This is a genomic window from Viridibacillus sp. NPDC093762 (assembly GCF_050279675.1).
Classification (GTDB): Bacteria; Bacillota; Bacilli; order Bacillales_A; family Planococcaceae; genus Viridibacillus.
In genome coordinates, this window is record NZ_JBNNUK010000002.1 from 13,252 (window position 1) to 25,808 (window position 12,557).

Sequence of the window (12,557 nt, forward strand, 5' to 3'; positions counted from 1 at the left end):
TTTTTTTGTTATCTAATGCGACTCTTAGTTTCTTTATCAAAGAAATGACTTTTTGAAAGATCGAATGCAAGTTTAATTTTTTGACCTGGTTGAATTAGTGAGTCAGAAGATAATCGAGCAATATATTGTTGACTATCTAATGCAGAATAGACCATTAATTCGGCTCCTGTTAATTCAGATACTTCAATATTCGCCTCAACTGTAGACTCTGTATGTTGAGCTAGTACCGATGGATCTTCAGAAATATGTTCAGGTCTAACACCGAGAATAATTTCTTTACCGTTATAGCCTTGGCTATTTAAGATTGCTAGTTTTTCTTGAGGAATTTTCAACAAGATACTTCCAGTTTTGAAGTAACCACTATCGATTTTACCTTCAAAAAAGTTCATTGCAGGTGATCCAATAAAGCCGCCTACAAATACGTTTTCGGGATTCTCGTATACATCTTTTGGTGTCCCAATTTGTTGAATTAGACCATCTTTCATAACGACAAGTCTAGAAGCCATTGTCATTGCTTCAGTTTGGTCATGTGTTACATAGATTGTTGTTGTTTTCAAACGCTTATGTAATTTTGCAATTTCAGCACGCATTTGAACACGCAATTTTGCATCCAAGTTTGATAATGGTTCATCCATTAAGAATACTTTTGCATCACGAACGATTGCACGACCTAGTGCAACACGTTGTCGTTGTCCACCTGATAATGCTTTCGGTTTACGATCTAAGTAGGGCTCAAGATCAAGAATACTTGCTGCATTTTTCACACGTTTTTCAATTTCTGCTTTTGAGAATTTTCTAAGCTTTAATCCGAACGCCATATTGTCATATACAGTCATATGTGGATAAAGTGCATAGTTTTGGAACACCATTGCGATATCGCGTTCTTTTGGAGGAACATTATTCATAGATTTACCATCAATGCTAAATTCCCCTTCAGAAATTTCTTCAAGTCCTGCAATCATACGAAGTGTTGTCGATTTCCCACATCCAGACGGACCTACAAGAACGATAAACTCTTCATCTTGGACACGCAAATTGAAATTAGAAACTGCCGTACTTCCGTCATCATAAACTTTAAAAATATCTTCAAGAACCATTTTTTCCATCTTAAGCACCCCTTTGATATCTCTCTTGATATATTAAAGTTTATCAATTTTAGCCAAAGCATCATATGTAAAATGTGCACAATTTTCTGACGTATTAATTGTGCGCTTTGTCTTCACTGGCTATCAAACTTGCACAATAAGAAACAAGGGCTCCATCAAAATACCGTACAGAAATCCCAGTGATATCTTGGAATTTTGTAAGACGATATTGAAGCGTATTTCTATGTACATGCAATTCTTTAGCAGTAACAGAAGCATTAAATCCATTTTCAAAAAAGAGCTGAACTGTCTGGAGTAATTCCATATCATACTCAATTGGTTCTAATACTTCTTTGCGGATCATCTGTTTCATTTCTTCTGACATTTGTTCAATTAAACTATAAGGAAAAGTCTTTTCCATCGTGTATATTTGTTCAGAATTATTTCTCGAAAGTCCTTTGAAGAACCATTCTTTTTCTTTTAAAAAATGAGGAGAAAAGGGTGCAACTGTCGAATGGAATTTCCCGATATACATCTGGACTTTTAAAAAAAAATCGCTTTCAAGTGCGACGATAAAAGAAGAGAAATCATCATAGGTATGTATATAGGATGACTTCTGTTCGATAAGAACTGCATCATGTGAAGAAATGAAAATAAGCTGAAGTGCATCGTCAAAATATGCACTAACGGCTTGTTTCAAATCGGTTTCTAATCCATCTTGCTCCTTAAAATGCAGCTGAATAATACGTATATCGCTATCCTCTTGTAAAGGAACAGGTCCGATATCTTGAAGAAATTGAATCCATTTATCCGATATCGAATTATCAGTTGGTGGAGTGGGTTTTATTTCTTTAAAAAGAGAAACTAGTAGAGCATACTCGCGATCGGATACTTCCTTTTTATCAATGATCATCCAAGTGTTAGTATGCTCGATATGGAAAATATATTTATTTTTTTCGCATTTAATAGGGCATTCGGATAATAGATCAATTGTTGGGAAAAGTGTTACTAAGTTATTGGACACTATTTGGATTCTCCTATCTTGAAGCAATTAGAACACACGAGTATCATAAAATGTTCTTTTCCTGCTTATGTTGTAAGTCAAGTAGATTTCATATGAATGATACTAAATGGTATAAGACAATCGAGAGTAAACGTACTTATATATCTATTATAAGATAAGTAACCTTATTTGACATAACTAAATTTTTGAAAATTTGCAACGATTAAAAATGCATAATAGTCATTTTCAAGTTATTTAAGGCATATCAATTAAGTCTAGGGTACATTTTAATGATCATACACTTTCTTCATTAATATGGGACTCTAAATATAGTAAGAAGCGTCATGGTTTTGACAATTATTTCTTTAGAGAATCAGGCTTGTAGATTAACCAATTTTAACCATACTGATATTGAAAAAATAATAGTTTTATTCTCTAACAGGTGTATTGTTTAGGGAGAAATTAGGTTGTTAATTACCGTTGAAATGGTTTTTATGTTCGATATTAACGTATGTTACTACATTGTTTAGTTGATTGTAGCGGAGGGTGCTTGCCCGCTGAAGGCGAGCATCCCGTAGTGGAAATCAACCTAGCACTTTAATAGTAAGAATCTTGTTGAATGTAGTCTGTAGAAATAATAATTAATTGGAGGTATTTATATGAAAAAGGTCACGCTTATTATCGTACTATTTATCGTATCACTTACAATTTTTGCACCAACGGAAATTGCGGCAGCGACAAAGGAATTTTATATTGTAAAAGATAGTGATTATGTATCGAGTGGTATCTACTTCTCCGACTCTAATGAGCAAGCAAATCCGCTAGTTATGTTCAATCTTTATAATACTAATAATAAAGTGAAGCAAACACTTGGATTAAAGGACCTTACAGCTCAGTATAAAATAGCTTCTAATGTTGGAAATCCTATACATGATTATAATAGTTCAATCTTTACGTTTCAAAATGAGGAATCTACAGTATACTTCACATTGCCCGTCTTTCGTACTGAAAGTCTCTTTGGACCGGCAGAAGGTTACGCTTTAAACTTATATGAAATGACAGAAAATGGGGAGAAAAGGTTAGTTATAGACGATTATATTCCATCCAATACTGTCACACCGTTTATTATAATAGGATCTAATTTATTTTATGTTACTTATAATAAACAATCGATGAGTGAATATGATTTTAAAGTATGTGATTTGAAATCAAAAGAGCAAAAGACATTACAGAAATCCGTTGATAGCTTTTGGCTACAAGATGATGTAATTTATTTCACAAATGATGGGATGCTTTATTCAATGAATCAAGATGGCGGGGATATAAAACAATTCAAATCCATTGATTATTTATACAATGCTTTAGGTTTTGAGGCGAAAAGTTTCGGTGTCACAATAAATGGCGTCCTTATTTATTATAATGGTAGAGTAGGAAGTTATTATTATTTAGATACGATGAGAGGTAAGAGCTATAAGTTCCCAAAAATCAATTTTTACGAGGGAAATCAATACATTGACTATCCATCTCAAAGTATTATCTATACAGACAAAAAAGGCATAAAAATATACGATGGCAAAACGAAAAAAACGGTACTGATTAAAAAAACAAAGACAATTCCCTACATTCATCAGGTGAATATGGAAAGTAGAAAAATTCAATATGTAAATGGTAGTCATTTGTATGAAATCGGATTTTAAATGAATATGTTAGATGGTTAATTATCATAAAACCACAAGAAGATAATAAAAAGTTGCTTGTGGTTTTATTTTCACCTTTCTTGAATGCTAGTTTAGTTGAGATTTATTAAAATTAGGTTCTTCATAATGATTAAATTATTCATCATTTTAGTTTTGTATACGAATAAACAAAATAAGTAAATAGAGTAAAACCCATTTTTCTCCTTATAATTAGGAGTGAAATGGGTTTTAGTTTTTTGTCGTAAATTTTAAATTTTATAGCACATTATGTATAAAGGACTGCTAGATAAGTACATACTTTTGCCAAGATAAAAGTCCAATCGGAGGAGGGGAATTCACTATGAGCTTTTCAGAAAAAAATACTACTAATTCTCCTGATTCAGAAAATAAGGATTCTCAAAAACTAATCTTAACGCGCCTTACTGAAAATATAAAAAAAATCAAAGAAGTCCTTGGAAATAGCACCGATATCATAATACGTGAGGTTGCAATTGGGAAATCTAAAAAGCAGCGTATTGCAATTATTTATACTGACGGACTAGCTGATAAAACGGCTATTACAGATTTTATCATGGAATCTCTAATGTTGGACTTAGATACTACTCTCGACACAAACTCGGAAGATGTTATTCAATATCTAAAGGATTTTTGTCTTACAGTGGGTGATGTTAATGATATTACTGATTTTCAAACATTATTTCAGTCTATTCTAAATGGAGAAACAGTCATACTGCTAGAAGGTCAAACTAAAGGTATTTCCGCAAGTACTAAAAGTGCAAAGGATCGAGCGGTATCTCAGCCTACTACAGAATCAGTTGTCAAAGGGCCTCAGGAGTCATTTACAGAAACTCTTCGTACGAATACGGCTTTGATTCGACGCAAAATTAAAAGTCCAAATCTTTGGATAAAATCAAGGGTTATTGGGAAAGTAACACAAACAGACGTTGCTGTAATGTATATAAATGGAATTGCAAACGATAAAATAGTTAAAGAGGTATTTACTCGTTTAGATAGTATTGATATCGATGGAATTCTTGAGAGTGGTTATATTGAAGAGCTGATTCAAGATTCAAATTACACACTTTTCCCCACTGTCTATAACTCAGAGCGTCCGGATGTAATTGCAGCGGAACTATTAGAGGGTAAAATAGCTATCCTAGTAGATGGTACGCCGTTTGTCCTTATTGTGCCTGCAATACTTACATCTTTTTTACAATCTGCAGAGGATTACTATCAACGCTCAATTGTTAGCACTCTAATACGTATTTTAAGGCTTGGGGGAATAGCTGCTGCTTTAATGGCTCCGTCGCTTTATATAGCAATAACTACCTTTCATCAAGAAATGCTACCGACACCTATGCTAATTAGTATCGCTTCCCAACGAGAAGGGGTACCGTTTCCGGCATTTGTTGAAGCTTTACTTATGGAAGTTGCCTTTGAAATATTAAGAGAAGCTGGGCTTCGAATGCCAAGGACGATAGGACCAGCAGTGTCGATTGTAGGTACATTAGTTATAGGACAAGCAGCGGTAGAAGCGGGGATTGTCTCAGCGGTAATGGTTATTATTGTGTCTATCACAGCCATATGTAGTTTCCTTTTTCCAGCATATGAAATGTCCAGTACAATTCGTGTGTTGCGGTTTCCTTTAATGGTATTATCGGCTGCTTTTGGTTTATTTGGACTTTTTATGGGTACGATGGCCATAATCCTTCATTTATGTAGTCTTCGCTCTTTTGGAGTACCTTATATGACTCCTTTTGCACCATTAGTCCCTGAGGATCAAAAGGATGCGATACTACTGTTTCCACGTAGTTCCTTATTAACTCGACCTCGTTTAATCAATCAAATTAATACTAAAAGAGGAAGCAAGTCTACGAAGAATAATGTAAATAATTAACGATATTTGTATGTAAAATAGTAATGATAGAGGTGATCGACATGAAAAGAATAACAATAATTATATTTCTTCTCTCGCTCACTCTACTATTGAATGGATGTTGGAGCAAACGTGAATTAAATGAATTAGCTATTGTTATGGCATTGGGAATTGATAAAATAGACGATGAATTTGAGGTATCAATGCAAATTGTTAACCCGAGTGAAATTTCTACGAAAAACACTGGTGGTAAGAATTCTCCTGCTGTCACTTACCATGCAAAGGGTAAATCATTATTCGAAGCTGCACGGAGAATGACTACAATAATGCCTAGGAAACCCTATATGTCTCATCTTCAAATGCTAGTAATAGGAAAAGAATTGGCAGCTGAAGGGATAAAACAATCTTTAGATTTCCTATCAAGAGATCATGAAATTCGAAATGACTTTTACGTTGTCGTAGCCGATCAATCAACTGCAAAAGAAGTATTGAATGTTTTAACACCTATAGAAAAGGTACCTGCTACCAAGTTGAAGAATTCTAATGAAGGTTCTCAAAAGTCATGGGCAACGACTTCAATCATTCAATTAGATAAATTAATAAACAATCTAAGTAGTGATGGAAAGAGTACAGTATTGTCAACAATTGAAATAGTGGGGGACACAAAGTTAGGTATTGACCAAACAAATGTAGAAAGAATCAAAACACCCGTGTTACTGGAATATACAGGATTATCAGTATTCAAAGAGGATAAGTTAGTAGGGAAATTAAATGAAGAAGAAAGCCAAGGTTATAATTTTCTAAAGGATGAGCTAAAAAGTACAATAGAAATCATGTCTTGTCCAAAAGGTGGGAAATTATCAACAGAAATAATTAAATCAAAAACTAAAGTGAAAGGAAAAATAATAAATGGTTCCCCTTCAATTGATGTCACTATCAATGTGGATCAAAACGTTGGTGAAATTGAATGTGATATCGATTTAAGTAAAATCAAGACGATGCATATGATAAATAAAAGTACAAGCAAACTAATTAAGGGGAAAATAAAAAAATCACTTGATAGCATCCAAAAGAAATATCAAGCTGACGTGGTAGGTTTTGGTGAAGCTATTCATCGTGCTGATCCAAAAGAATGGAAGAAGATAAAGGGAAACTGGGAATCGCTATTCCCTGAGTTGAAGGTTAATGTAAAAGTAAAAGTCAATACACGTGGATTAGGTACTGTGCAAAACTCATTGCTATACAAGACAAAGGAGTAATCTCATATGCTTCCAACAATAGGGATATTAGTTATTTCTACGGCCATTTCGCTGTTTGAAATGCCAAAACTATTGAAAAATAATAAAACAAAAGAATTATGGGTTTTTATAATATTACTATTAATTGGTACAAGCTTGAGTATAGCAGTATGTTTAAAAGTTAAGCTTCCTAATCCATTAGATTGGATAACTTTTATTTATAAACCATTTAGTGAATTTATTATGACAACATTAAAGTAGAACAGCAATTTTAACGACATCTTCGAAATGTTAAAAAATAATTTAACAGTAAAAGAGGCAAGGAAACCGTGAATAAACAAATGATTAGTGTACGACAATTAACCATAATTGTCATGTTTTTTTCTATTGGTACAGCTATATTAATTTTGCCAGCAAGTATTTCACAACAGGTTAAACAAGATGCATGGATAGCCACTCTTTTAGGTGTAGTATTAAGCTTATTAGTTGTCAAACTATTTATCATAGTAGGGAATATTACGACTAATCTAACTTTAGTGGAATCCTATGAAAATATTTTAGGCAAATATGTGGGGAAACTTATTTCTATTGCCTTCGTATTATTTTCCTTTTTTGCTGCTGGAGAACTCCTTTTTTATTTAGGGGATTTTATGAAGTCTGCAGTTATGCCTGAAACACCTTTAGCAGCTTTTGGAACAATGTTTATGCTCGTTATTTGTTTTGGCGTTTACTTAGGGATCGAAACATTTGCACGTTCTGCTGAAATACTGTTCCCTATATTTGTTCTAATATTTGTTCTATTTGTCATTTTCATATCTCCTCAAATAGACATAAAGAATATTCAACCTATATTAGAAACGAGAACTAAACCATTGATACATAGCATATTACTTTTTACAAGTACATTTTCCTTCCCTTTAGTTGTTATGTTGATGGTTTTTCCTGCTTCCGTAAATATAAATAAATCAGTATCAAAAGGAATTTATATAGGTATAGTAGCTGGGGGAATTGTATTAGTTTCTGTAATCACTTTAGCAATCTTAGTCCTCGGAGCATCAAATGCCTCGCAGAAGTCCTATCCCAGCTATGCAATGGCTCAGAGAATATCTATAGGGAATATTCTTCAACGTATTGAGATAATAATGGCCTTTTTATGGATTACTACAATTTACATTAAGACGTTCATGTATTTTTATGCATCAGTTTTGGGTTTATCTCAAATACTCAAGATTAAAGATTATCGACCTCTTGTCTTGCCAATGGGGATGATTTTAATCGCCATTTCACTAATTATACATCCTAACATAATTCATTCAAATAAATTTAGTGAAGAGGTATGGTTACCGTATTCATTTACTTTTGCAATCTTACTTCCATTATTATTAGTCGTCGTTGCAAAATTAAGGAAGATAAAAAGTGAGTGATTGGTCGTTTACAGAGGGATTTCAATAATTGGAGTAAAACTTAGCTTGACTAACGGTAACAACTATAATAAGAAAACCACTAGCAGCCGTTCAAAATTTGCTTGTGGTTTTTATTTTTTCATTTCAATACGATTCACTGTACTATTTACAAGTTTGTGCGCTTTTATAAAAAATATTTCCAATTATTTTTGACGGGAAAAGGAAAATATATATTTTTAATATAAATAACGGATAAAGAAAAAATCAAGTTCATTAATGTTCTTATAAATATCCATTTAATATGGCTTCTTCCTTAATCGCTCCTATTATCATTAATTCATCTGACAGGGAAGGAAATGTTGTATTTTTCCATCCTTCTATAAAGTGTACGTACACTTATTCCTAGTTGATCGGCAACTAACTTCTTACCTTCATAATCAAAACCAAAACGATTTAGTGCTTGAAGTATTCCTTCCTTTTCCATTGCCTTTAAATCATTTTTTCCCTTCAACTTCTTAGGTGAATGGGTGAGTGTTGAATGTAAGAAATCAGGAAGTGAAGATTCTGTGAGTTGATTGCTTCTCTCCATATTCATACTATACTCAATGACATTTTCGAGTTCGCGAATATTTCCTGGCCAGTGATAATGTTGTAATCTTTTTAAATAGCCTTCTGAGCATGTCTGAATGAATTTACCTGTCCGATTTTGAAGACGATCTATTAAGATAGGGACTAATGATTCTATGTCTTCTTTTCTTTCTCTTAATGCTGGTAAGTGGATTGGGATGACATTTAATCTATAATACAAGTCTGAACGGAATTGTTTAGCCTCCATCATTTCCTCAAGAGGTTGATTAGTGGCAGCAATCACACGAATATTCACTTTCTTAGGATTGATTCCGCCTATTCGATTAACCATCCCATCTTGTAAAACTTTTAATAGCTTTGGTTGTAAATGGACAGGCAAATCTGCAACTTCATCTAAAAATAATGTTCCTCGATCTGCAAGTTCAAAATACCCTGGCTTGCCTTTTTTGTTTGCCCCAGTAAATGCTCCTTCCTCATATCCGAATAATTCACTTTCAAATAATGTTTCAGGAATGCTAGCACAATTGATTTCTATGAATTTACCTTTTCTTATCATACTTTGCTCATGTATAAACTTTGCTAAAAGGCTTTTTCCTGTACCCGTTTCACCTGTAATAACGATTGAAGATGTACTGTTAGCAATTCTAGAAAGAAGTTCTTTTAGTTTTTTTAGTTGAGTATTGTTCCCAATAATATAATTAATATTTTCCTTCGAATCTCTCCCTGTGTACTTAAATTCTCCGGAACCAGCCAATATCGTTAAAATGATATCGCTTAATTGTGTTAACCAGTACTTAAATTGATCTTGTTGTGCTATTAACTTTTCTTGCCCCTCTGAAGTGAAACTGACAAAGGAAAGAAAGCCATAATGGTTATCATTTTTTGTGATTTTAATTAGAATTTCTGCTTTTGAAGGGCAGTTCGATTGGAAGTGGCAACCTTTACACATTTTCATATGTCCGGGGTCTTTTACAAAACTAACAGCTTCTTTGTTTTGTTTTTGAAAAAATGGTATATAGACTCGATCTTTTTTTTGTACTTTATATTCTTCAGTGGATGCTATTAATAGACCTTCATAATTAAAGAAAGCAATTTCGACTTGTAAAAGTTCTGCAAATGTTCGAATAGTCTTTGTAATTGAGGAAATAGATGACATTCATACAACCTCCCACTGTTAGAGTGTAATTATTTCTGAAAAGTAAGTTTAGACACAGAAATCGAAATATCAATCAACCATTCTACTAAATAATTAGTGTTTTTAATTATATTTACTTTTCCATAATGGAATAATTATGATGTCATAATTGTAGATGAATAGAGTTAAAATTGTCAATTTTCAGTCAATAATGACAAAATGACAATTTTCTTTTGATCAAAAGCTAGGAATGATAACGAATGTAAGTTGGCACGCTATTTGCTTTATTATTTATAAAACAGTTCAAGGGGGTTTTTACATGGAAATGGATTATTTTAAACTTACTAACAAAGTAGCAGTTGTAACAGGAGCAGCCTCTGGAATTGGATATGCTACAGCAGAGCTTTTGGCTGAAGTAGGTTTACGTGTCATTTTACTAGATATCGATGAAGTAAAAGGTACGCAAGCCGCTAGAACAATTCTGGAGCGGGGTTATCAAGCACAATTTATAAAATGTGATGTGACAAGTGCAGCAAATTGCCAAGCAGTAAGTGAGGAGATTAAGCAAACATATGGCAATGTAGATGTACTTTTCAATAATGCAGGTATTATTAAACGAAAAACTGTTGTGGATTTAGAAGAACATGAATGGGATGCAGTTATAGATGTTTCATTAAAAGGTGTTTATCTTCTATCTAAATTCATCATTCCTATTATGGCTGAAGGTACAGGTGGAAGTATTATCAATACCGGATCTGGTTGGGGACTAAAAGGTGGTGACAAAGCTGCGTCATATTGTGCGGCAAAGGCTGGTGTTGTCAATTTGACAAAAGCAATGGCAATTGACCATGGACCACAGAATATCCGTGTCAATTGTATCTGTCCAGGGGATACAGATACACCGTTATTGAGAAGTGAGGCACAACAGTTAAATCTCGAAGAAGGCTCTTTCTTAAAAGATTCCGCAGTGAACCGTCCATTGGCACGATTAGGAACACCACAAGATATTGCTAAGGGAGTTTTATTCTTAGCAAGCGATTTATCAAGTTGGGTAACAGGAACGGAATTAGTAGTTGACGGTGGCGGCTTGGCATAACGATAACCAAAATATTAGGAGGTAATACTATGACAAAAAAGGTGCACCCATACATCCCAAATATGGTCCCTAAAGTTAAGGAAGAAATGCTTAAAGCAATTGGGGTAGAAAACAGTATGGAATTATATTCATGTATCCCTGAAGAACTTCGGCTGAAGGAAGAAATGAATATACCAAAAGCATTAACAGAATACGAATTACGAAGACATATTGAAGGTCTTTTGAAGAAAAATATTAGTACAAACGACTATATTAACTTTTTAGGTGCCGGCTGTTGGCAACATTTTGTTCCAGCAGTTTGTGATGAAATCAATCAAAGATCTGAATTCTTAACAGCTTATGCTGGAGAGCCGTATGAAGATCATGGTAGATTTCAGTCATTATTTGAATATCAAAGTCTATTAGCGGAACTTGTAGATATGGATGTTGTGAATGTACCTACATTCGATTGGGGGCAGGCTGCGGCGACTTCAATTAGAATGGCCGCTCGCATTAATGGAAGAAAGAAAGTTTTAATAGCTTCTACAGTTGCTCCAGAAAGAACAAAGATTATTAATAACTACGGTTCACCAGAGCTCGAATTTACCAATATCGCTTTCGATCTTGATACAGGTTTAATGGACTTAGATGACTTGAATAGTAAAATTTCAAATGAAGTAGCAGCGATTTACTTTGAAAATCCATCCTATTTAGGATTTATTGAATCCCAAGGTAATGAGATTTCTGAAATCGCTAAAGATCATGATGTATTACTTGTTGTAGGGGTGGATCCTATCTCATTAGGTGTATTGGCACCACCAAGTAATTATGGAGCTGATATTGTTTGTGGAGATTTACAACCACTTGGTATGCATATGAATTACAGCGGTGGCCAAGCAGGTTTTATCGCTACTCGTGATGAAGAAACTTTCATTAATGAGTTTCCATCACGTTTATTTGGCATCGTACCAACAATAAAAGAAGGGGAATATGGATTTGGTGATGTGGCGTATGAACGTACTTCTTTTGCCCAAAGAGAAAAAGGGAAAGAATCAGTTGGTACTCAAACGGCATTATGGGGAATCACAGCTGGCGTGTACTTATCTTTATTAGGACCTGAGGGGATGTATGAATTAGGGCAAACCATTATGCAAAATAGTCAATACACAGTAAAGAAATTGAATAAAATTGCGGGTATACAAGGTTCTAGAATTGTTTCACCATTCTTTAAAGAATTTATTGTAGACTTTAACAAAACGGGAATCTCTGTTCAAACAATTAATGAACTGTTATTAGAAAAGAAAATTTTTGGTGGTAAGGATCTTTCAAAGGAGTTCCCAGAGTATGGACAATGTGCTCTATTTTGTGTGACAGAGGTTCATACGAAAGAAGATATGGATTGTTTGATAGATGCACTTGAAGAGATTGTAACAAAATAAACGTCTACAAAAGGAGTT

At 33.8% G+C, this 12,557-nt stretch carries 10 protein-coding genes; 7 read left to right on the plus strand and 3 right to left on the minus strand.

The genetic code is table 11. The features are described from left to right. Positions 1 to 8: 8 nt before the first annotated feature. A complete protein-coding gene (locus ACQKM9_RS03915) occupies positions 9 to 1,106 on the minus strand; it encodes an ABC transporter ATP-binding protein (RefSeq protein WP_427732850.1) in 1,098 nt (365 codons plus the stop codon). Between the two features lie 94 nt (positions 1,107 to 1,200). Then, a complete protein-coding gene (locus ACQKM9_RS03920) occupies positions 1,201 to 2,109 on the minus strand; it encodes a PucR family transcriptional regulator (protein WP_427732852.1) in 909 nt (302 codons plus the stop codon). Positions 2,110 to 2,747: 638 nt separating this feature from the next. On the opposite strand from ACQKM9_RS03920, the gene ACQKM9_RS03925 reads away from it, so the two are divergent. The 5 genes from ACQKM9_RS03925 to ACQKM9_RS03945 all read left to right on the plus strand — a co-directional run bounded on the left by ACQKM9_RS03925 (position 2,748) and on the right by ACQKM9_RS03945 (position 8,323). Continuing rightward, positions 2,748 to 3,785: a hypothetical protein gene (locus tag ACQKM9_RS03925; RefSeq protein ID WP_427732853.1), complete on the plus strand. Its 1,038-nt coding sequence runs from the start codon at positions 2,748 to 2,750 to the stop codon at positions 3,783 to 3,785. Positions 3,786 to 4,125: 340 nt separating this feature from the next. Further along, positions 4,126 to 5,682, plus strand: a complete 1,557-nt coding sequence (locus ACQKM9_RS03930) for a spore germination protein (RefSeq protein WP_427732854.1) — start codon at positions 4,126 to 4,128, stop codon at positions 5,680 to 5,682. Between the two features lie 41 nt (positions 5,683 to 5,723). After that, positions 5,724 to 6,920 (plus strand): Ger(x)C family spore germination protein, encoded by a 1,197-nt coding sequence (locus tag ACQKM9_RS03935; protein ID WP_427732856.1) that lies wholly within the window; start codon positions 5,724 to 5,726, stop codon positions 6,918 to 6,920. A 6-nt stretch (positions 6,921 to 6,926) separates the two neighbouring features. Continuing rightward, on the plus strand, positions 6,927 to 7,160 hold the full coding sequence (locus tag ACQKM9_RS03940) for a hypothetical protein (RefSeq protein ID WP_427732857.1): 234 nt from the start codon (positions 6,927 to 6,929) through the stop codon (positions 7,158 to 7,160). Positions 7,161 to 7,228: 68 nt separating this feature from the next. Then, positions 7,229 to 8,323 carry a GerAB/ArcD/ProY family transporter gene (locus tag ACQKM9_RS03945; RefSeq protein ID WP_427732859.1) on the plus strand — a complete coding sequence of 365 codons (1,095 nt, stop codon included), beginning with the start codon at positions 7,229 to 7,231 and terminating at the stop codon, positions 8,321 to 8,323. Positions 8,324 to 8,639: 316 nt separating this feature from the next. On the opposite strand, the gene ACQKM9_RS03950 is transcribed toward ACQKM9_RS03945, so the two are convergent. Continuing rightward, on the minus strand, positions 8,640 to 10,046 hold the full coding sequence (locus ACQKM9_RS03950; RefSeq protein WP_427732861.1) for a sigma-54 interaction domain-containing protein: 1,407 nt from the start codon (positions 10,044 to 10,046) through the stop codon (positions 8,640 to 8,642). Between the two features lie 298 nt (positions 10,047 to 10,344). Between ACQKM9_RS03950 and ACQKM9_RS03955 the strand changes: the two genes are divergently transcribed. Continuing rightward, positions 10,345 to 11,121, plus strand: a complete 777-nt coding sequence (locus ACQKM9_RS03955) for an SDR family NAD(P)-dependent oxidoreductase (RefSeq protein ID WP_427732863.1) — start codon at positions 10,345 to 10,347, stop codon at positions 11,119 to 11,121. Between the two features lie 29 nt (positions 11,122 to 11,150). Next, entirely contained in the window at positions 11,151 to 12,539 is a 1,389-nt protein-coding gene (gene gcvPA, locus ACQKM9_RS03960; protein ID WP_427732865.1) for an aminomethyl-transferring glycine dehydrogenase subunit GcvPA, read from the plus strand. Positions 12,540 to 12,557 lie beyond the last annotated feature (18 nt).

Coding starts and splice junctions, on each gene's coding strand:
- ACQKM9_RS03950 (WP_427732861.1), bottom strand. CDS start 10,046: ATGTCATCTATTTCCTCAATTACAAAGACTATTCGAACATTTGCAGAA.
- ACQKM9_RS03925 (WP_427732853.1), top strand. CDS start 2,748: ATGAAAAAGGTCACGCTTATTATCGTACTATTTATCGTATCACTTACA.
- ACQKM9_RS03930 (WP_427732854.1), top strand. CDS start 4,126: ATGAGCTTTTCAGAAAAAAATACTACTAATTCTCCTGATTCAGAAAAT.
- ACQKM9_RS03915 (WP_427732850.1), bottom strand. CDS start 1,106: ATGGAAAAAATGGTTCTTGAAGATATTTTTAAAGTTTATGATGACGGA.
- gcvPA (WP_427732865.1), top strand. CDS start 11,151: ATGACAAAAAAGGTGCACCCATACATCCCAAATATGGTCCCTAAAGTT.
- ACQKM9_RS03955 (WP_427732863.1), top strand. CDS start 10,345: ATGGAAATGGATTATTTTAAACTTACTAACAAAGTAGCAGTTGTAACA.
- ACQKM9_RS03935 (WP_427732856.1), top strand. CDS start 5,724: ATGAAAAGAATAACAATAATTATATTTCTTCTCTCGCTCACTCTACTA.
- ACQKM9_RS03940 (WP_427732857.1), top strand. CDS start 6,927: ATGCTTCCAACAATAGGGATATTAGTTATTTCTACGGCCATTTCGCTG.